17 protein-coding genes are annotated in these 20,740 nt (G+C 64.0%); 7 read left to right on the top strand and 10 right to left on the bottom strand.

The features are described 5' to 3' along the window. Positions 1-86: 86 nt before the first annotated feature. Positions 87-1,031, bottom strand: a complete 945-nt coding sequence (locus G5134_RS03800) for an amonabactin ABC transporter substrate-binding protein (RefSeq protein WP_005301640.1) — start codon at positions 1,029-1,031, stop codon at positions 87-89. Positions 1,032-1,187: 156 nt separating this feature from the next. Between G5134_RS03800 and amoD the strand changes: the two genes are divergently transcribed. Then, positions 1,188-1,958: an amonabactin biosynthesis phosphopantetheinyl transferase AmoD gene (gene amoD / locus G5134_RS03795; RefSeq protein ID WP_082970093.1), complete on the top strand. Its 771-nt coding sequence runs from the start codon at positions 1,188-1,190 to the stop codon at positions 1,956-1,958. 62 nt (positions 1,959-2,020) lie between these two features. Here amoD and G5134_RS03790 read toward each other — a convergent pair whose 3' ends face one another. From G5134_RS03790 to G5134_RS03770, 5 genes are all read right to left on the bottom strand, one after another. Beyond that, on the bottom strand, positions 2,021-2,824 hold the full coding sequence (locus G5134_RS03790; RefSeq protein WP_065018073.1) for an amonabactin ABC transporter ATP-binding protein: 804 nt from the start codon (positions 2,822-2,824) through the stop codon (positions 2,021-2,023). Positions 2,825-2,867: 43 nt separating this feature from the next. After that, positions 2,868-3,935 (bottom strand): amonabactin ABC transporter permease subunit 1, encoded by a 1,068-nt coding sequence (locus G5134_RS03785; RefSeq protein ID WP_042067055.1) that lies wholly within the window; start codon positions 3,933-3,935, stop codon positions 2,868-2,870. A gap of 13 nt (positions 3,936-3,948) precedes the next feature. Beyond that, positions 3,949-4,965 carry an amonabactin ABC transporter permease subunit 2 gene (locus G5134_RS03780; RefSeq protein ID WP_017779624.1) on the bottom strand — a complete coding sequence of 339 codons (1,017 nt, stop codon included), beginning with the start codon at positions 4,963-4,965 and terminating at the stop codon, positions 3,949-3,951. 70 nt (positions 4,966-5,035) lie between these two features. Further along, complete coding sequence (locus tag G5134_RS03775; RefSeq protein WP_010633764.1) at positions 5,036-7,009, bottom strand: siderophore amonabactin TonB-dependent receptor; 1,974 nt, start codon at positions 7,007-7,009, stop codon at positions 5,036-5,038. A 57-nt stretch (positions 7,010-7,066) separates the two neighbouring features. Then, positions 7,067-8,296, bottom strand: a complete 1,230-nt coding sequence (locus G5134_RS03770) for a siderophore amonabactin export MFS transporter (RefSeq protein ID WP_065018074.1) — start codon at positions 8,294-8,296, stop codon at positions 7,067-7,069. 251 nt (positions 8,297-8,547) lie between these two features. Here G5134_RS03770 and G5134_RS03765 point away from each other — a divergent pair, with 251 nt between their 5' ends. Then, the gene (locus G5134_RS03765; RefSeq protein WP_065018075.1) at positions 8,548-9,300 is read left to right on the top strand and encodes a hypothetical protein; all 753 of its coding nucleotides are present in this window, start codon (positions 8,548-8,550) and stop codon (positions 9,298-9,300) included. Between the two features lie 13 nt (positions 9,301-9,313). Here the strand turns inward: G5134_RS03765 and G5134_RS03760 are convergent, their stop codons facing one another. The 3 genes from G5134_RS03760 to G5134_RS03750 form a co-directional block, all read right to left on the bottom strand. Next, positions 9,314-9,775 carry a DUF2919 domain-containing protein gene (locus tag G5134_RS03760; protein ID WP_026141342.1) on the bottom strand — a complete coding sequence of 154 codons (462 nt, stop codon included), beginning with the start codon at positions 9,773-9,775 and terminating at the stop codon, positions 9,314-9,316. Positions 9,776-9,915: 140 nt separating this feature from the next. Continuing rightward, positions 9,916-10,863 (bottom strand): magnesium/cobalt transporter CorA, encoded by a 948-nt coding sequence (gene corA / locus G5134_RS03755; RefSeq protein ID WP_005301617.1) that lies wholly within the window; start codon positions 10,861-10,863, stop codon positions 9,916-9,918. Positions 10,864-11,267: 404 nt separating this feature from the next. Continuing rightward, positions 11,268-12,911: an electron transfer flavoprotein-ubiquinone oxidoreductase gene (locus G5134_RS03750; protein WP_065018076.1), complete on the bottom strand. Its 1,644-nt coding sequence runs from the start codon at positions 12,909-12,911 to the stop codon at positions 11,268-11,270. 123 nt (positions 12,912-13,034) lie between these two features. Between G5134_RS03750 and G5134_RS03745 the strand changes: the two genes are divergently transcribed. The 5 genes from G5134_RS03745 (at position 13,035) to aroG (ending at position 18,848) form a co-directional block, all read left to right on the top strand. After that, complete coding sequence (locus G5134_RS03745) at positions 13,035-13,784, top strand: electron transfer flavoprotein subunit beta/FixA family protein (protein ID WP_065018077.1); 750 nt, start codon at positions 13,035-13,037, stop codon at positions 13,782-13,784. 100 nt (positions 13,785-13,884) lie between these two features. Continuing rightward, positions 13,885-14,811, top strand: coding sequence for an electron transfer flavoprotein subunit alpha/FixB family protein (locus tag G5134_RS03740; RefSeq protein ID WP_043172050.1), 927 nt, complete (start codon positions 13,885-13,887; stop codon positions 14,809-14,811). 224 nt (positions 14,812-15,035) lie between these two features. Continuing rightward, positions 15,036-16,124 (top strand): 3-phosphoserine/phosphohydroxythreonine transaminase, encoded by a 1,089-nt coding sequence (gene serC / locus G5134_RS03735; RefSeq protein ID WP_043172051.1) that lies wholly within the window; start codon positions 15,036-15,038, stop codon positions 16,122-16,124. A gap of 171 nt (positions 16,125-16,295) precedes the next feature. Then, the gene (aroA, locus tag G5134_RS03730; RefSeq protein WP_043172052.1) at positions 16,296-17,579 is read left to right on the top strand and encodes a 3-phosphoshikimate 1-carboxyvinyltransferase; all 1,284 of its coding nucleotides are present in this window, start codon (positions 16,296-16,298) and stop codon (positions 17,577-17,579) included. Between the two features lie 213 nt (positions 17,580-17,792). Then, complete coding sequence (gene aroG, locus G5134_RS03725) at positions 17,793-18,848, top strand: 3-deoxy-7-phosphoheptulonate synthase AroG (RefSeq protein WP_017765809.1); 1,056 nt, start codon at positions 17,793-17,795, stop codon at positions 18,846-18,848. Between the two features lie 96 nt (positions 18,849-18,944). On the opposite strand, the gene G5134_RS03720 is transcribed toward aroG, so the two are convergent. Continuing rightward, entirely contained in the window at positions 18,945-20,540 is a 1,596-nt protein-coding gene (locus G5134_RS03720) for a methyl-accepting chemotaxis protein (protein WP_065018078.1), read from the bottom strand. Between the last annotated feature and the right edge of the window lie 200 nt (positions 20,541-20,740).

The raw sequence follows: 20,740 nt of genomic DNA, 5'->3' as shown, positions 1-20,740 counted from the left end.
ATGGTTGTCTGAATAGACGTTAAAAGCCATGGATAAAAAAGAAGCCCGCATATGCGGGCTTCTTTGTGGGCGCTAATCACGCGGGCTTACTGGGTGATGGGGGCCGCATCGGGTTTGGCCAGCAGCTGCTCGACGTCGTCGATCACCTTGAGGGCCGCCTGGGGGCCGCCGGTGGAGGTCCAGAGCGACCCATCCACGGCGCCGAAGCGCTTGCTCTTGATGGCGCCAAGCTGCTGGAAGGCCGGGGTCTGTTCGGCCTGCTTCATGGCATCCACCGCATCGCCGCTGGCGCTCAGGGTGCCGATCACCAGCCAGTCGCCGTCCAGCAGGTTGAGGGATTCCAGACTCAGAGCCGGGGAGTGGGGGGTCTTGTCACCGATCTGGTGGGTCGGTCGGGTCAGCCCCATCTCTTCCACCACGCTGCTGGCGAAGGTGCCGCTGTGCATGTAGCTGGGGCCCTTGGGGTTCCAGCGCACTATGCTCAGGCGCTCGCCCTGATGCTTGGCAAGCTTGCTGCGGGCTTCCTGCAGGCGGGCGTCATACTGGGCGAGGAAGGTCTTGGCTTCGGCGTCCCGGTTCAGCACGTGGGCGCTGCGATTGAAGATCTCCTTCCAGGAGTCACCCCAGTTGCCGGTGACGACGGTGGGGGCGATCTCCTTGAGCAGAGCCAGCAGCTCGGGCTTGGTCTGGCCGGTGAGGATTAGGTCGGGTTCCAGATCGATCAGCTTCTCCAGGTTGGGGTTGTCCAGATCGCCGACCACGGCGATCTCCTTGCCCGCCTGTTGCAGCAGGTAGCGGGGCAGGGTGGACTGGCCGCGGCCATTGACGGTGCCGACCGGTTGCAGCCCCAGGGTCAGGGCGCTGTCCAGATCGATTTCGCTCAGTACCACCACCCGCTTGGGCTGGGCCGGTACGATCTGGGTCTTGCCGTCGGCATCGGTCACCTGACGGGTCTCGCTGCCGGCCTGTGCCTGGAAGCCGACCAGGCTGGCCAGCATCAGCACGGCAGCCAGGGGAGAGGAGATCTTCATCGTTACATCCTTCTTGGTGAAATCAGTGGAACACTGGGTCCCAAACGGGCGAACTCATGCTACCACAAATTCAAATGATAAGAATTGTCATTTGTGTTTGTGGCGTGGAGAGGGGACGGTTTGTTACCATGCTGGCTAACCAACCAAGGGCTCTTCGTGATGTTGATTGCCACTGCGCCAGCCTGTTCACTGGACCGCTTTATCGTGCAGGCCGACAGCCTGCCGCTGCCCGGCGCGGCGCATCTGGCGCTGCAACGGGTCTGCTTTGACCCAGCCGCCTTCACCCCGGCCTGCTACGACGCGGCCGGCATGGTGCTGCCCGCCAGCTTGCAGCGCGCGGTCCCCAAGCGGCTGGGGGAGTTTCTGGCGGGGCGTCTTGCGGCCCGCGAAGCCCTGCGCCCCTTCAACCTCGCGGATCACCCCGTGGCCATCGGCAACGCCCGCGAACCCTGCTGGCCTGCGGGGTTTGAGGGCAGCATCAGCCACAGCCTGTTGCAGGGGCGCGGCATGGCCCTGTGCGCGGTGCGCCCGGGTCGGGCGGGGATGGGGTTGGATCTGGAAGGCTGGCTGGCAGAGGGGCAGGCCAGCGAGCTCTGGCCCGGCATTGCCAGCGGGGAGGAGTGGGGGCGGCTGGCGGCAACTGCCCCTGCCATCGGCCTGAGCAGGGCTGAGGCGCTCACCTTGATTTTTTCGGCCAAGGAGAGTCTGTTCAAGGCGCTCTACCCCAGGGTGGGGCGCTATTTTGACTTTCTCGATGCCCGCTGGCTGACCATGACGGAGCAGACCCTCACCCTCGAACTGGTGGGCGGACTGACCCCAGAGCTCCCTGCCGGTTGGCGCTGTACGCTCTACTGGCAGGCAATGTATTGGCAAACAGGGCACTGCCAAACACGGCCGGGCGGGGTGCTCACCAGTCTGCTGCTGTGAGTGACTGTGCAGCCGAGCTGCAAACATCAAAAAACCGCCTCTCGGCGGTTTTTTGATGGGGCTCAGGCCGGTTGGCGCATGGCAAAGGCGTGCTGTCTGCGGCGCGGCACTATGATGGGGGCGCCGTCGCCGGGGGCGTGCAGTATGTCCACGTCGGTCTGGTAGAGGCGGTCGATGAGGGACTTGGTTACCACCTCGCGGGCCGGCCCCATGGCCTGGATACCGCCATCTCCCAGCGCGATCAGCTCGTCGCAGTAGCGGGCGGCGGTGGCGAGATCGTGGATGACGATGAGCACCGTCTTGCCCTCGGCGGTGATCTGGTGGATGGCCTCCATCACCTCGGTCTGGTGGCCGATGTCGAGCGCGCTGGTGGGTTCATCCAGCAGGATGATGTCCGCATCCTGGGCCAGCACCATGGCGAGCCACACCCGCTGGGCCTGGCCGCCGGAGAGAGAGCTGGCGCTCTGCTGCAAAATGTCGCCCAGCTGCATCCGCTCGCAGGCCCAGCGCACCATGCGGGCATCTTCCTCACTCCACTGATTGAACCAGCCCTGATGGGGATGGCGGCCGTACTGCACCAGCTGCTCGACCTGGATGCCGGCGGGCACCAGCGGGCGCTGGGGCAGGTAGGCGAGCTCGCGGGCCAGCGCCTTCTTGCCGTAGCTGGCCAGCGGCTTGCCCTTGAGCAGGATCTCGCCGGCTTGCTGCTGCTCCTGGCCTGCCAGGAGTTTGAGCAGGGTGGACTTGCCGCCGCCGTTGGGGCCGACGATCCCGACCAGCTTGCCCTGGGGAATGGTGAAGGAGATGTCCTTGAAGACGGGCTTGTGCTGATAGCCAAATTGCAGATGATTGATGGTGAGCGTCATCAGGCGGCCCTCGGTCTGTCTTGAAAATGGATGAATGGCATCGTCAGTCGGCCTTCTGGCGGTCTTTGAGCAGGATGAACAGCAGCAGCAGGCCGCCGAGAATACGGGTCATGATGCCGGTGGCCACCTCGTGGGGGCTGGCCAGCACCCGCACCAGGGTGTCGCTGGCCAGCAGCAGCAGGGCACCGCACAGGGCGGCAATCCACAGCGGCACGATGCGATCCCGGCTGAGCCAGGAGGCGAGCACCGGGGCCGCCATGGCGATGAACACCACGGGGCCACCGATGGCAGTGCCGAGCGCCGCCACGACGATGGCCTGGGCCAGCACGCCGAGCTGCACCCGGTTGACGTTCACCCCCAGACTCTGGGCGGTGACGGGGCCCAGACGCAGTACGCCCAAGGCCCGGGAGAGATAAATGATCCAGGGGCAGACCAGCAGGATCAGGATCCCCACCGGCAGCACAGTGCTGTAACCCTGGCCGACGAAGTTGCCCATGTTCCACAGGTAGAGGCTGGTGAGGTGCACCAGCGACTGGGTGGACATCACGAACTGGCCGATGGCGTTCATCAGCTCGGAGACCCCGATGCCGATCACCACGAACAGGTAGCCCTGCTCCCCCGGCTTGTTGCACAGGGCATAGAGCACGGCGGCGGCAAACAGGGCACCCAGCGGCGCGGCCCACCAGGGCCAGCTGCCGAGGGTCAGGTAGAGGGAGAAGGCGATGATGGCCAAGGAGGCCCCCTCGTTGACCCCGATCATGTCCGGGGTGGCGAGGCGGTTGCGAATGAGGGTCTGCACCAGGCAGCCGGAGAGGCCCATGGCCGCTCCCGCCACCAGCACGGCGACGATGCGCGGCAGCCGGATCTTGAAGACGGTCACCTCGCTCAGCCGGTTGCCCTCGCCAAGCAGGGTCTGGATCACCCCCAGCATGGTGAGTTTGCCGGAGCCCAGGGTCAGCGCCAGCAGGGAGAGCAGCACCAGGGCGACCAGGAGCCCGAGGGTGATCAGCCAGGCGCGGCGGTGCAGCAACAGGGTGCGGCTGCCAACGCGCAGGCAGACGGTGCCGGTCGGCAGCGCCGTGGTGAGGGAGGGATGGATTGGATTGTTCATGAGGCAGGCAACCTTATTTGACGGCCAGCAGGGCGCGGAAGCCGCCGCTGCGCACCACCAGGATGAGCACAGGGGCACCGATCAGCGCCAGGATCACCCCGTTGGGCAGCTCGAAGGGTTGGATCAGCCAGCGCGCCAGGATGTCGGCGCCGAGCAGAAACAGCACCCCGAACAGGGCGGAGAAGCGCACCTGGATGGCGAGGCGCACAGGCTCCACCAGGCGGGCGCAGTAGGCGGCGAGAAAACCGACGAAGCCGATGGGGCCGGCGATGGCGATGGCGCAGGCGGTAAACAGGGTGGCGGCCAGGAGCACGCCGATGCGCACCCGGGTCGGCCGGATGCCGAGCGCCAGCGCCTGGTTGTCACCCATCTGCATCAGGGTGAGCTGACGGCAAAGCGCCAGGGTCAGCAGCAGGCCGAGCAGGGCAAAGGGCATCACGGTGAGCACCGCATCGAGATCCGAGGCGGCCAGCGACCCCAGATTCCAGAAACGGAACTGCTCCAGCACCACCTGGTTTGAGAGCAGCAGGAAGTTGGAGAGGCCGCCGAAGGTGGCGGAGAGGGCAACCCCCACCAGGATGAGCTTGAGGGGGTTGGAGCGCCCCACCATCAGGCCGAGGCCCAGCACGATGAGGTTGCCGAGCAGGGCCCCCATGCCGGACCAGAGCAGGTAACCGTAGGCGGATTCGACGCCAAAATAGGTGAGGCCGATCACCAGGGCGAACACGGCGCCGGCGTTGACCCCGAGCAGGCCGGGTTCGGCCAGCGGATTGCGGGTGGCGCTTTGCAGCATGGAGGCCGCCAGCGCAAGAGAGACGCCCACCACCAGGGCACACAGGGTGCGGGGCAGACGCAGGGTGTGAACTATCATGGCGAGTTTTTCATCGGCCACGAGGGCGGGATCGCCCAGCAGAAAACCGGCGACCTCGCGGCCACCATAGACACCGGCGCCAGTGGCCAGTGACAGACAGATCAGCAGGAACAGGAGGATCACTCCCAGCCAGAACAGGTGTGTTTGGTGTCTCTGCACCCGGCTACTCCTTCATGTCGAGGCAATAACAGCAGAAAGAGGGGAGCCCTGACGGACTCCCCTGCGGGGCTTACAGCTTGTAATCCACGCCGGCGTAGACGGTACGACCTTCCAGAATGAAGTCGGCGTCGGTGGCGACCTGGTCACGCTTGGTGTTGGTGAGGTTGGTGATGCCCAGCTTGAAGTCGAGCGCCGGGGTTACCTTCCACTTGGTGTTGACGTCCAGAGTCTGGTAGCTGTCGGACTTGAGCGCCTGGGAGTTGTGCATCGGCACCTTGATGAACTGGCTGCCCACGTACTGCCAGGCTAGGTTGGTGCTGACGATCTCGGTGGCTTGCCAATCCAGGCTCAGGTTGCCGGTGTGATCCGGAGTCTTGGCCAGATCGTCGCCGGTGCTCTTGTCTTCGGAGTCCAGCATGGTCCAGTTGCCGGTCAGCTTGACGTCGTCCATCACATCGACCCAGCCGGTCAGCTCCAGCCCCTTGACCCGCGCCTTTTTGACGTTGAGGTAGGTCATCACGCTCGGACGGTAGCCCGGGCCCCACTGATCGCTCTGGATCAGATCCTCGATGTCGTTGTGGAAACCGGTGAGGCCGGCGCCAAAGCGTTCTGCCTCATAGGCGGTGCCCAGCTCGTAGCTGACGGCGGTTTCCGGTTTCAGATCCGGGTTGCCGATGACCTTGCAGGCGCCGCGGCAGGCGGTGGTGGCGAAGCCTTCACTGGACTGGGCCAGGGTCGGGGCCTTGAACGCCTTGCCGGCGCCGCCCTTGATCACCCACTCGTCGCTCAGCTTGTAGAGCGCATAGGCACGCGGGCTGAACTCGTTACCATAGGTTTCGTGGTGATCCAGACGACCGGAGAGGGTCAGCGCCAGATCGCCAAAGCCGAACTCGTCTTGCAGGTAGAGGGCGCTCTGGCTTGCATCCACGCTGCCGTTGGTGATGCTGCGGCTGTGTTCCAGCTCGGTTTTGCGGAATTCTGCGCCTGAGGTCAGCAGGTGATCCCCGAGGTAGCCGCTCAGCTGGCCGTCGACCGTGTGGTTGGTCTGGGTGACGTCGGCCGCGCCGCCGTTGAGCTGGGAGTCATCCATCAGATCGGTCTGCTCGAAGTAGTAGCGGGCCCGGCTGTCGAAGTGCTCCCAACGGCCGTTGTGGGTGACCCCCAGGCTCAGCCGATCGAGCTTTTGCACGTTGTGCGGAGTGGCCGGGGCGGTGGGGGCGCGCGGCACGTTGTTGAAGTAGCTGTCCATGTCGTTCTGGTTGTAGCCCAGATCGAACTCCACGTCCTGGTTGTCGCTGACCAGCCACTTCAGGCTGGAGAGCATGTTGACCACTTCCCGTTTCTCCAGCGCATCGGCGTCCTTGTTGTTGGACTGATCGCTGTGCCAGCGGTCGCGCTGATAGCCTTCCACCACCAGGCTGCCGAGCAGCTTGTTGTCGATCAGGGCGCCGGAGACGAAGGCGTTGCCACGGTTGGCATCACCGCCATCACCCTTGGTGGGCATGGTGTGGGTGTAGCCGAAGGCGGCCTCGGTCTGCTCCTTGGCCTGGCGCAGGATCACGTTGACCACGCCGCCGAGGGCGTCGGCGCCATAGAGGGAGGAGACGGGACCGCGGATCACCTCGATGCGCTCGATGGCAGCCATGGGGATGGAGCTCAAGTCGAAGTCATTGCCAAACGAGCTGCCCAGGGTCTCGCGGGCGTTGACCCGCTTGCCGTTGATCAGCAGCAGGGTGTAGTCGCCGCCCATGCCGCGGATCTTGATCTCGTTGCGGCCGGTGGGGTTGGTGCCGATGACGTTGACGCCGGGCACGTGCTTGAGCGCTTCGCCAATGTTGTTGGCGTTCATCTTGTCCAGATCGGCGCGGGTTACGACAGAGACGCTGGCCGGCGCGGAGAGCTCGGTGTGCTTGGTCTGGGTGGCGGTGACCACCAGGGTCTCGTTGGCTTTGGGCGCCTCGGCCTGGGCCAGGCCCGGCAGGGCGATAAGACCGAGGGAGAGCAGGATGGGGTTCAGGCGAAAGACGCCGGGCTGCAACTGCATAGTCAAAACTCCATGAATAAAACAGAGGTTATGGGGTCCGGCTCTGGGGCCGGTGGCTCACTGACTTCCTTGTCTGGCGGGGCCAGACTCGGGGTTATTGTTGTTCCTTGTCTGTGCCAGCCCCTTGAGCAGGAGCCAGACACCGCCGCAGGCCAGCAGACCGCAGCCGATATTGATCCAGGCGAGCCCAACAAAGCCGTGCAGGGCGCCGCTCTGATCCGACACCAGCAACCTGGCGGAGAGCAGGCTGCCAAGCCCGGCCGCCACATTGGTGACCGTGCCCTGAAAAGACATGAAGGCGGCGCGCTGATGAGGGGCTGGGATGGATGCGGTGATGGCGAGGGTCGAACTGGAGCGGGCCGAGCTCAGCGCCATGAACAGGGTGAACAGCAGGTAGACGGGCACGCCGACCGGCATGGCGAAACCGAGCAAAGTGATCAGCGCCAGCAGCAGGCTGGTGATCAGGATGGCGGCTTGGGCCCGGCCCTGATCAATCCAGCCACCGCACAGCCGCATGGTGGCCATGCTGGCGAGGCCGCCGCACAGGTAGAGGGCGGCGATCTGCTCGCGCGGGAAGGCGAGGTTGAACTGGAAGTAGTTGGCAAAGTGCGGGATCAGCAGGAAGTGGCCGAACATCTGCAGGCAGAGGATCAACAAGGCGCCCTGGCAGAGCGGGGAGGCCAGCAACTGGCGCAGGCCGCTGCCGTGAGGGGCGCGGTTGACCGGCAAGGAGGGCAGCAGGCGGCTGCTCAGCAGCGCCAGCAGCAGACCGCAGACACCAAACAGCAGGAAGGGGCTCTGCCAGCCAAACCACTGGGCCAGCACCAGGGCGATGGGCACCACCAGAATGGCCGCCAGGGAGAACGCCATGCCCACGTAGGCGAGGCGGCGGCCCCGCTCGGCGGGCGGTACCAGATCCAGCACGGCTGCCATCAGGATGGCGGCGAGCGGCCCGGCCACACAGCCCGACAGGACGAACAGCACCAGCAACTGCTGGCTGTCTTGCACCAGGGCGCAGGCCATCAGCAGCAGAAAACGCAGGGTGAGCAGCACCAGCAGGGCGGGCTTGCGATTGACCCGATCGAGCCAGGGGGCGGCGATGAGGCCCATCAGGGCGGCCCCCAGAGTGGCACCACCGCTGAAGTAGCCGGTCTGCTCCGGCTGCATGCCGAGGCTGATGACCAGATCCGGCCCAAGCGGCATCACCATCATCATGCTGCCCATGGAGAGCATATTGACCAGCAGGGCAAGGTGGATGGCGGCGGGGGTGGTGGTCACTGGCTTCATCGACGGCAAGCTCGAAAAAATGAGACCGAATTGTATCCGAGCGATTTTTTCGTTACAACAAATGGTAATCATTTTTATTTGTGTTATTTGATCTATCTCCGCTCTTTTCATCGAAAAATGAAGGGCCTGACCTGCACGGCGTTCACCGCTCACGGGCAAAATCATTGAAAAGCGGGCGGGAGGGCCCATGATGACCAGGTGATGAGCAGGCCGATGACGTGAAGGGCTGCCGAGTGGGACGGGAGGAGAAGATGAGAAGATGGAATTGGTGCGGACTCTGGCTGCTGTGGGGGCTCTGTTGCCTGCCGCTGCGGGCCGAGGTGAAGGTGATCCCGGTATTCGAGACCCAGGCGGCGGTGCAGACCCTCAAGGATCTCTATCCGGAGCTGGGGGTGAGCGCCATGGGCAACCAGCTGGTGCTGAGCGGCAGCGCCGCCCAGCTGCAGGAGGCGGAAGCGGCGCTGGCCAAATTCAACCAGCCGCCCCAGAGCCTGCTCATCGAGTGGCGGGTGGATGGCGCTTCCAGCAGCCAGCAGGTCGGGGTGGGGCTGGGCCGGGATGCCGCCAAGCGGCAGTGGCTGCTGGAGGGCAATGCCCAGCAGTATCAGCGCAGCCAGAACGACAGCTGGCAGGTACGCGGTCTGTCGGGTCGGCCCGTGCTATTGCAGATGGGCACCTATCAGCCGGTCACCTTCTATCAGTGGCGCGGTGGCCAGGTGGTGGGGCTGATGCCGCTGGTGAACGGCCTCTACGCCACCGCCACCCTGATCGGCGACAGGGTACAGATAGCGCTCAGCAGCGAGCAGGCCAGGCTGGAGCAGGGCACCATCAACCGGGGGCAGAGTGCCACCGAGGTGAGCGGTGCCCCCGGTCAGTGGCTGACGGTGGGGGAGCTCTCCACCAGCGCGGCGCAGCAGGGCAGCAGCCTGGGCACCCAGTTGCAGGGTGGCAGTGGCAGTCAGAGCGATCGCCAGACCCTGCAGATCCGGGTCACCCGCCAGTGAGGCGACTCGCCCCTCAATGGGGTTGATCAACCGCGTATTCACGCAGCTGGCGGCTGCGCAGCAGATACCAGAGTGACCAGAGGGTGGCGACCAGCACCAGGGCGGTGGGCCAGCTGAACGACCACTTCTGCAGATTGAGGCTGTGCAGTTGCATCAACAGGCCACTGACGGCAGAGCAGAGCAGCAGCAGCGGGCTGTGGCGCCTGAGCCAGGCCCGGATGCTCTGGGTCTGCTGATAGGTGCCGCCGCAGGCGAGCAGCGCCAGTATGGCGGGCACGTCGGTCAGCAGGCTGATGTAGAGGGTGAGCCGGTCCGGGTAGAAGAGGGTCAGGATGGCGCTGCCGCTCTCGCGGGTGACGCCGGCCATCAGAAACAGCCAGACCGAGCGGGTCAGCAAGAGGGCGATGGGCCAGAACCAGAGCGGTGGGCGCAGCTGGCCGTGATCGTCATATCTGTGTTCGGGGTAGAGGGTCATGGTTGCCCGGGTTCGTCTGTGCAAAGGATGAAGGGGATATGGGGCGATGGGGCGCCCTTTGCAAGGCGGGGCAGGGAGCGGGAATTAATCGGGGGGCCAGGCCCCCCAATCCGCGACTCTTTATTTGTCAGACAGCAGCGTTACAGCCAGCCTTTTCGCTTGAAGAATAGACCGGTGCCGAGCGATGACATCACCATCAGTACCAGGGAGAGGGGATAGCCGTACTCCCAGGCGAGCTCCGGCATGCGACCGAAGTTCATGCCGTAGATGCTGGCGATAAGGGTCGGCGGCAGGAAGATGACAGCCGCCACCGAGAAGATCTTGATCACCTTGTTCTGCTCCAGGTTGGTCACCCCCATGGAGGCCTCCAGCTGGAAGTTGATCTTGTCGAACAGGAACTGGGTGTGGGGCAGCAGGGACTCCACGTCGTGCAGCATCTCGTCAATCCACTTGTTCTGCTCGCCCGTCATGCGTTGGCGCAGGCTGCGTTTGAGGAAACGCAGGGCACGACGGGTATCGTGCAGGGAGAGACGGATCTGGCCGTTGGCCTCTTCCTGGGCCATCAGCTCCTTGAGCATGGGGTTGATCTGATCCGGCTCGAAGATCTGATCGGCGGTGTTTTCCAGGGTCTTGTAGCCATCCTCGATGAGATCGGAGAGGTATTCTACTTTCAGGTTCTGCACCTCCAGCAGGATGTCGAGGGCATCCTCCACCTCCAGCCGGTCCTGACGCATGTAGTGGCGCAGCAGGCGCACCAGGCCGATGTCATCCTCACGGATACTGATCAGCAGGTTGTTGCGCAGGGTAAAGGAGACGTGGACACCCTTGGTGTCACGGCCGATCCGCTGGGGAAACAGGGAGTGAATGTGAAGACCGTCGGTATCCCAGTAGAAACGGGCGGATGCTTCGATATCATCCAGCTCCTCCTTGTCGGGCACCTCTTCCAGAAACAGGCCCGTCAACCATTCTCGTTCCGCCGTGTCCGGCTTGTAGGCATCCAGCCAGACCGTGTTGTCAGGCACTATGTCGTCAGGCCCGAGCGTGACTATGTCCAGTACCTTGTTATTGAGAATGTAGGCGGTGATCATCTGTCCCCCCTTAAGAAGTCATGGGTAATCAGGGATGGTTGCACAGGTCATGCGGCCTTAGAGCGCGTAGAAAGCGATCCCGTGGACAAGCTGAACGGGCCGATGGAAAACCTGAATGCGGCGAACTATACAGGGGCGGGCCGCGCTTGTCAGGGCCTATTCATCGGAGGTTCAGCCTGTTCGCTCAAAAAAACAGCGAGGTCGGAGCAGCCGCGCCGACCTCGAAACGGGCGATCCCGGCGTGGCCTCCTTTATTCCCCCCGATAGGCGGGAGGACTTGGGTTCACCGGCCGGGATGGTGGGCTCCCGAGCGCCCTGCGACAGCCCCCGGCCGCACGCCGGAAACCGCCTCTATTTGATGTGTTGGGGCTGAGCATTTTGTTGTCTGCACAGCGGCTTTTTCATCACATATTGGGATAGTTGGGGCCTGAGCCGCCCTGCGGCGGCGTCCAGACGATGTTCTGGCTCGGATCCTTGATGTCGCAGGTCTTGCAGTGGATGCAGTTGGCCGCGTTGATCTGCAGGCGGGGCTGGCTCTCCGAGCCCAGGATCTCGAACACTCCGGCCGGACAGTAGCGCTGGGCCGGTTCGGCCCAGGTGGGCAGGTTGACCGCCACCGGGATCGTCTCATCCTGCAGCTTGAGATGGCAGGGCTGATCCTCGTCGTGGCTGGTGTTGGCCAGATAGACAGACGAGAGCTTGTCGAAGCTGAGCCTGCCGTCCGGCTTGGGGTAGTCGATGGGCTGGCAGCGGCTGGCCATGCGCAGCTGGCGGTAGTCCGGCTCCTTGTCCAGCAGGGTGAACGGTGAGGTGCGGGGGAACAGCCGCTGCTCCAGCCAGTTGAAGGCGCCACCGAGCCAGGGACCCCAGCGGTGCAGGGCTGCGCCGAAGTTGCGCGCCGTTTTGAGCTCATGGGCCAGCCAGCTCTGTTGCAGCGCATCGCCGTATTCGGCCAGATCCCGCCCCCCTTCATCGCCGCCGCGCAGACTCATGGCGACTGTCTTGGCCGCCAGCATGCCGGACTTCATGGCGGTGTGGATCCCCTTGATGCGGGAGAAGTCGAGGGTGCCGGCATCGCAACCGATGAGCAGGCCACCGGGAAAGTGCATGCGGGGCAGGGAGTGCCAGCCCCCCTTGGCGATGGCGCGGGCGCCGTAACTGATGCGCTCGCCCCCCTGCAATGCCGCGGCGATGAGCGGGTGATGCTTTAGGCGCTGAAACTCGTCAAACGGGCTGAGCCAGGGGTTGCGGTAGTTGAGATCGACAATCAGCCCGACCGCCACCTGATCCTGCTCCAGATGGTAGAGATAGAAGCCGCCCTGGCTCTTGTCTTCCTTCCCCTCGGAGAGCGGCCAGCCGCTGCCGTGCAGCACTTGGCCCGCTTTGCCCTGGCCGGGGGGAAGCTGCCACAGCTCCTTGAAGCCGATGGCGTAGTGCTGCGGCTGGGCGGCGTTTTCCAGCTGAAAGTCGGCGATCAGCTGCTTGCCGAGATGGCCACGGGCCCCTTCGGCAAACAAGGTGTAGCGACCGAGCAGCGCCATGCCGGGCACGTGATCCGCTTTCGGATTGCCCGCCCGATCCAGCCCGAGATCGCCGGTGATCACACCCTTGACCCGTCCCGCTTCCATGATGAGTTCGCTTGCGGTAAAACCCGGGTATATTTCGACTCCCAGCTGCTCGGCCTGCTGACCGAGCCAGCGACAGAGGTTGCCGAGGCTGATGATGCGGCTGCCCTCGTTGTGCATGCGCGGCGGCACCGCCCAGTTGGGCAGTTGCAGGGCGCGGCTGTCGCTTTGCAGCAGGTGCACCTGATCATCGTTGACCTCGACCCCGAGCGGGGCCTGTTGCCAGCTCTCTGGCAGCAGCTCCTTGAGGGCGACGGGATCCAGCAGGGCGCCGGAGAGCAGATGGGCGCCGATCTCCGCTCCCTTCTCCAGCAGGCAGACCGACAGCTCGGCATTGTGCTGCTTGAGGGCGATGGCGGCACTGAGTCCCGCCGGGCCGCCACCGACGATGACGACATCAAATTCCATTGCTTCGCGTTCCATCTTGCCTCTGTGCTCGACTTGGCCTAGGGTAGTGCTGGTAGTTTACGTAAACGTAAAGTAAATGTAAGCAAAAAATGTGAGGGTTTTCATGGATTCACTCAACAGAAGCGAGGGATGCGCGTCATGAAGCTGCTGGTCGCGGTCAAGCGGGTGCTGGATTACAACGTCAAGGTCCGGGTCAAGAGCGATGGCTCGGACGTGGAGCTGGCCAACGTCAAGATGGGGATCAACCCGTTTTGTGAAATTGCGGTGGAAGAGGGGGTCAGGCTGCGCGAAGCCGGCGTGGCGAGCGAGCTGGTGGTGGTGACCTTCGGCCTCGAGGCGGCGGCCGAACAGCTGCGTCACGCCCTGGCGCTGGGAGCGGATCGGGCCCGTCATTACGTGACCGGCGAGACCCTGACCCCGCTCACCGTGGCGCGCGCCCTGCAACAGGTATGCGAGCAGGAAAAGCCCGATCTGGTGCTGCTCGGCAAGCAGTCCATCGATTCCGACAACAACCAGGTGGGCCAGATGCTCGCCGCCCTCAATGACTGGCCGCTCGCCACTTTCGCCTCCGCCATCAAGCTGGTGGAGGGGGAATTGCAGGTGACCCGCGAGATCGACGGCGGACTCGAGACCCTCGGCATGGCGCTGCCAGCGGTGGTGACCGTGGATCTGCGCCTCAACGAGCCGCGCTTTGCCTCGCTCCCCAACATCATGAAGGCCAAGCGCAAGCCGCTCGAGAGCGCGCCCTTTGCCGACCTCGGCGTCGAGCCGGCCGGCCAGACCCGGCTGCTCGGGGTGATGGCCCCCGCTGCCCGCAGCGCCGGCATCATGGTGGGCTCGGTGGACGAGCTGCTGGACAAACTCAAGCACGAAGCGAAGGTACTCTGATGCTGCCAGCAATCAACAGAACCCCGCCCGCCGGCGACAGGCTCGGGGGCGTGATGGGCACACAGGCTGGGACATCAACGGACGATAGCAAGGGGCAGTCATGAGCGTATTGATCATTGCCGAACATCATCAGGGCCAGTTGGCCGACAACGTGGCCCGTCTGGTCACTGCAGGGGGCCAGCTGGGTGGCGAGGTGCATCTGCTGTTGCTGGGGCAGGGGCTGACCGAGGCGGGCGAGCAGGCCGCCGCCCTGCAAGGGGTGAATCGTGTGCTGCTGGCCGAGCATCCCATGCTGGCGGAGGGGCTGAGCGACGGAGTCGATCCGCTGCTGGCCCATATCGCGCGGGATTATCAGCACTGTCTGATGGCCGCCAGCACCCAGGGCAAGGATCTGCTGCCGCGGGTGGCGGCCAGGCTCGGAGTGGAGATGCTCTCCGAGGTGACCGGCATCGAGAGCGGTGACACCTTCCTGCGCCCCATCTACGCGGGCAACGCCGTGGCCCGGGTGGCGTGCAGTGCTCCCATCAAGGTGCTCACCATCCGGCCCACCGCCTTCGCCAAGGCGGCGAGCGGCGGCCAGGCAGAGGTAGAACGGTTGCCGGTGAGCGAGGTGACTTGCCGTACCCGCCTCATCGAGCGGCGCGCCGTGCGCTCCGCCAGACCCGAGCTCGCGGCGGCGCGGGTGGTGGTCTCCGGCGGGCGGGCGCTCGGCTCCAAGGCGCAATTCGCCCTGATCGAGGCGCTGGCCGACAAGCTGGGCGGCGCGGTGGGTGCCTCGCGGGCGGCGGTGGATGCGGGCTTTGTCGCCAACGATCTGCAGGTGGGTCAGACCGGCAAGGTGGTGGCCCCCGAGCTCTATATCGCGGTCGGCATCTCGGGCGCCATCCAGCATCTGGCGGGGATGAAAGAGTCCAAGGTGATCGTCGCCATCAACAAGGACAGCGAGGCCCCGATCTTCCAGGTGGCCGACTACGGGCTGGTGGGGGATCTCTTCACCTTGCTGCCGGAGCTCACCGCCAAGCTGTAACCTGGTGAAAAAAGGGGGCCTGGGGCATTGAGCGCCGGCAGACGCCCATTTCCACGCATGTTCTCTGCAAGCCCTGACCCGTTCAGGGCTTTTTTCTGCCAAGAGCACTGGCGGCGGGTCGGCAAAAGGTTGAGCCAGCTCCCAAAAAGCCTTTGATCCGGGGGCTGCACTTGTGTAAAACCAGACAAGTCACCGATCACACTCATCCACTCACGGAAAGCGTCATGAGCAAACAGATTTACAACTTCTGTGCCGGCCCCGCCATGTTGCCGGTTGAAGTCATGGAGCGCGCCCAGCGCGAATTTTGTAATTTCCAGGGGCTGGGAGCCTCGGTCATGGAGCTCTCCCACCGTGGCAAGCCCTACATGGCGGTCGCCGAGAAGGCCGAAGCCGATCTGCGCGAGCTGCTGGCGGTGCCTGACAACTACAAGGTGCTGTTCATGCACGGCGGCGGCCGTGGCCAGTTCTCCGCGGTGCCCATGAACCTGCTGGGGGGCGCCAACAAAAAGGCCGACTTCCTGCTGACCGGGGTCTGGTCCCAGAGCGCGGTGGATGAGGCCAAAAAGTATGGCGATATCCAGACCTTCCAGGGTGTTGCCAAGAACGAGCAGGGGATCTCCCACCTGCTGCCGACCCCGGCGTTTCGCGCCGATGCGGCCTATGTGCACTACTGCCCGAACGAAACCATCGATGGCATCGAGATGTTCGACATCCCGGCCACCGGCGAGGTGCCGCTGGTGGCGGATCTCTCCTCCACCATCCTCTCCCGTCCCATCGACGTGAGCCGTTTTGGCATCATCTATGCCGGCGCCCAGAAGAACATCGGCCCCTCTGGGCTGGCCATCGCCATCGTGCGCGACGATCTGCTGGATCAGGCCCGCGCCGATGTGCCGTCGATCTTCGACTACCAGCTCACCGCCAAGAACGACTCCATGTTCAACACCCCGCCCACCTACGCCTGGTATCTGGCCGGGCTGGTGTTCGAGTGGCTGAAAGAACAGGGTGGCCTCGAGGCGATGGAAGCGCGCAACAAGGAGAAGGCCGATTTCCTCTACGGCTATCTCGATCAGTCCAGCTTCTATGGCAACCAGGTGGATGCCAGCTGCCGTTCACGGATGAACATCCCATTCCAGCTGAAAAATGCCGAGCTGGACAAGCTGTTCCTGGCCGAGTCGGAAGCCGCCGGCCTGCTGGCGCTCAAGGGACACCGCATCGTCGGCGGCATGCGCGCCAGCCTCTACAACGCCATGCCGCTGGAAGGGGTGAAGGCGCTGGTCAGCTTTATGGACGGTTTTGCCAAGCGCCACGGCTGAGGCGTTATTCCCCGATTGCCGACGCCGGGGACTCCCCGGCGTCTGTTTTTTCCCTGATGCCGGACCGGCCGCCCCCGCGGCCTGCTTTTGTGCCACCCGCAGTCTTGCCGAGCAGGGCGCGGGCTGCTAACGTCCGGTCAGGTCATTTTTTTGAGATCGTACAGGAAGTCTATGAATTCGTTGCGTTTGGAACCCATTTCTCGTGTGGCCGGTGAGGTCAATCTGCCCGGCTCCAAGAGCGTATCCAACCGGGCCCTGCTGCTGGCAGCCCTGGCCCGTGGCACCACCCGGCTCACCAACCTGCTCGACAGCGATGACATTCGTCACATGCTGGCGGCGCTGACCCAGCTCGGGGTCAAGTACAAGCTCTCCGCCGACAAGACCGAGTGCACCGTGCACGGTCTGGGTCGCAGCTTTGCGGTGAAGGAGCCGGTCAATCTGTTCCTCGGCAACGCCGGCACCGCCATGCGACCGCTGTGCGCCGCGCTGTGTCTGGGCTCCGGCGAATACACCCTGGGCGGGGAACCGCGCATGGAAGAGCGCCCCATCGGCCATCTGGTGGATGCCCTGCGCGAAGCGGGCGCCCATATCCAGTACCTGAAGAAAGACGGCTATCCGCCGCTGGTGGTGGATGCCAAGGGGCTGTGGGGCGGTGATGTGCATGTCGACGGCTCCGTCTCCAGCCAGTTCCTGACCGCCTTCCTGATGGCGGCGCCCATGGCGGCGGGCGACACCCGCATCCACATCAAGGGGGAGCTGGTCTCCAAGCCCTACATCGACATCACCCTGCACATCATGAAGCAGTTCGGGGTGGTCATCGAGCACGACAACTACAAGCTGTTCTACATCAAGGGCAACCAGAGCTACGTCAGCCCGGGCGACTTCCTGGTGGAAGGGGATGCCTCCAGCGCCTCCTACTTCCTCGCGGCGGGCGCCATCAAGGGCAAGGTGCGGGTCACCGGCATCGGCAAGCACAGCATTCAGGGCGATATCCACTTCGCCGACGTGCTGGAGAAGATGGGCGCCCGCATCACCTGGGGCGATGACTTCATCGAGGCCGAGCAGGGGCCGCTGCACGGCATCGACATGGACATGAACCACATCCCCGATGCGGCCATGACCATCGCCGTGGCAGCGCTGTTCGCCGAGGGGCCCACCTCCATTCGCAACATCTACAACTGGCGGGTGAAGGAGACCGACCGTCTGCACGCCATGGCGACCGAGCTGCGCAAGCTGGGCGTCGAGGTAGAGGAGGGGCGTGACTTCATCACCGTCACCCCGCCAGCGCAGCTCAAGCATGCGGCCATCGATACCTACAACGACCACCGCATCGCCATGTGCTTCTCGCTGGTGGCGCTGTCCGATACCGCCGTCACCATCAATGATCCGGGTTGTACCTCCAAGACCTTCCCGGACTACTTCGACAAGCTGGCCAGCATCAGCCAGCGTGCATGAGTCAACCAGGCCCGCCTCGCAGCGGGCCTGTTTCTTTGGGCTGTCCCGCTCTGCTACCCCCCTCTCTTTATCCTCGCCTAGCAGCATTATTCAAACTTGCAAGGTAGGTTAAGAAAATTCCTTATCCAATAATGTAATTTTCTATTTACACCACTGCTTGTGCGGGCTAGATTGAAGTTTCTTTATCGCAGTCATCTAGCAGGAAGCCTCATCATGCAGCATCAAACCGACGACGTTCGTATTAGTGAAATCAAAGAGTTATTACCCCCGGTTGCGGTGCTTGAGAAGTTTCCGGCCACCGAGGTCGCATCCAATACCGTCTTTGAATCCCGTCAGGCCATCCATCAGATCCTGGCCGGTGAAGATCAGCGCCTGCTGGTGGTGATCGGCCCCTGTTCCATTCACGACCCGGCCGCCGCGCTGGAGTACGGCAAGCGCCTCAAGGTGCTGCGTGATGAACTCAAGGGTCAGCTGGAGATCGTGATGCGGGTCTACTTCGAGAAGCCGCGTACCACGGTGGGCTGGAAGGGGCTGATCAACGACCCTTACCTCGACAACAGCTGCCAGATCAACGATGGCCTGCGCATCGGTCGCAAGCTGCTGCTGGATCTCAACGACATGGGGCTGCCGACCGCCTCCGAGTTCCTCGACATGATCACCCCGCAATACGTGGCGGATCTGATGAGCTGGGGCGCCATCGGGGCCCGCACCACCGAATCCCAGGTGCACCGCGAGCTGGCCTCCGGTCTCTCCTGCCCGGTGGGCTTCAAGAACGGCACCGACGGCACCATCAAGGTGGCCATCGATGCCATCGGCGCTGCCAGCGCGCCGCACCACTTCCTGTCGGTGACCAAGTACGGCCACTCCGCCATCGTCGCGACCCGGGGCAACCCGGACTGTCATATCATTCTGCGCGGTGGCCGTGAGCCAAACTACAGCGCCGCCCACGTGGACGAGGTGGTGAAGGGGCTGGACAAGGCCGGTCTGCCGCAGAAGGTGATGATCGACTTCAGCCATGCCAACAGCAGCAAGCAGTTCAAGAACCAGATGCTGGTGGCCGAGGACGTGGCTGGTCAGCTGCGTGCCGGCAGCAAGGCGGTGTTCGGCGTCATGGTGGAGAGCCACCTGGTGGAGGGTCGTCAGGATCTGGTGGAAGGGTGCGAACTCACCTTCGGTCAGAGCATCACAGATGCCTGCATCGGCTGGGCCGACACCGAGACCCTGCTGCGCAATCTGGCCGATGCGGTGGCCACCCGCAACGCAGGTTAATTTCGGCCGGGCCGCGCGCCAGCTCAACAAGACGCAAAACAAAAGCGCGACCCGGGGTCGCGCTTTTTTATTGGCCGCCGCGGGCGGCAGGCATGATCACCAGCGGTAGGTCTTGAGCAGCTGCTCGAGCTTGCGGCACTGCTCCACCAGCTGGACGCTGGCGAGATTGGCGGCGTGGGCCTGGCCCAGGGTGTCGTTGGAGGTGTTGCGAATGTCGCTCACCGAGCCGTCCACCTCGCTGCAGACCCTGTCCTGCTCCTCGGCGGACTGCGCCATCTGGGCGTTGAGATCGTTGATGCTGCTGATGCGGCCGATGATGTTCTGCATGGCGGCCAGGGTCGCCTCCGTCTTGTGGATGCTCTCGTCCGCCTTGGCCTTGGCATCCCCGATCACCGATACCGCGCTCTGGGCCTCGTTCTGCAGGGCGGCGATCATCTGGGAGATCTCCTCGCTGGCGGCGCGGCTGCGGTTGGAGAGGGCGCGCACCTCGTCGGCCACCACCGCAAAGCCGCGGCCCTGCTCGCCAGCCCGGGCCGCCTCGATGGCGGCGTTGAGGGCGAGCAGATTGGTCTGATCCGCGATGCCCTTGATCACCTCCAGCACCCCGTCGACCGCCAGACAGCGGTTGTCGAGCTGCTGGATCACCTTGTCGACCCGCTCGATCTCTGCCGACATTTCGCCCATGTCGTTGATGGAGTGCTGGGCGAGGCGACTGGTGTTGGCCGCATCCTGGTTGGTGAGGGCGGAGAGCTCGGCGCTCTTGCGGGCGTGTTCGCGCACCTCGTGGGAGCTGGCGGCCAGCTCGCTGACGGCGGCGGCCACCTGTACCGTCATGCTCTCCTGCTGGCGGGCCGAGCCTTCGGTCTGGGTCGCCACCTGGCGGATCTGGTTGGACTCCTGATAGAGCTGGTGGGTGGCGCTCTCCACCTCCTGCAGGCTGTGGCGAAACCCTTGCACCATGTCGCTGACGGCGCGGGTCATCTCGCCCAGCTCATCCCGGTTGGGATTAATCAGGGGGAGGGAGAGATCCCGCTCCTTGGCCATGCGGGTCATGGCCAGCTGCAGATGGCGTACCGGCCGCTTGATGTAGCGCTGCAGCACCCAGCCCAGCAGGCCAAAGCCCAGCCCGAATACCGCCACCAGGCTGCCGCTCAGGATCAGGTTGTTGCGGTGGATCTCGCCGAAGGTGTGGCTGAGATCGTAACTGATGCGCACCGCCCCCATGACGGTCCCTTCCGCCACCTGGTGGCAGGTGGTGCACTGAGTACCGCGGTACTCCTTGTAGGCCTTGAAGGGCTTGATCAGGGTGAGCTGGTTGCCCTGCTGCTCGAGAATGGTCTCACCCTGGTTGATGGCGCGCTCATCCAGCTTGTCTTCAATCTGCTGATCCGGGTGGCCGGGGCCGAACAGACTGGTCACCGCCGGGGCGCGGATCAGACGGGCCTCGACGATGCCGGCCTCGCTCTTGAGCTTGGTTTGCACGATCTGGCGGTTGGCGATGGCCCCCGTCATCATCAGCACGTTGAGCTGATCCATGTAGGTGTTGGCGGCGCTCTCCACCTTTTCACCCGCCAGCCGGATGGCGAGATCCCGTTGCAGCCAGGCGGAGAGCTCGAAGCTGAGGGCGAAGGTGCAGCCGATGACCAGGGCGAGGGGAAGAAAGATTTTCCAGTTCAGAGACAGATTTTGCATCGTTGGCAGGTCCATGCGCAGGTGAGCGATCGTCAATGGTTGATGACTCTCCCCGCGTTCGCTCATCAGAACGGGGGAGATGGTTCTCTATCGGCACACCCTACCTCATCTTGAGTAAATTATCTGTTAACTGGATCTGTGTTGGAGGTTAATGGTGCGTAGCAAACGAGAGCTGTTCGTCGTTGAGTTGATCCAGCACA

Source organism: Aeromonas sp. 600276, assembly GCF_049175815.1.
Taxonomy (GTDB): domain Bacteria; phylum Pseudomonadota; class Gammaproteobacteria; order Enterobacterales; family Aeromonadaceae; genus Aeromonas; species Aeromonas dhakensis.
The sequence above is the reverse complement of the archived record's forward strand: the minus strand, read 5'-3'. Positions and strand labels throughout refer to the sequence as shown.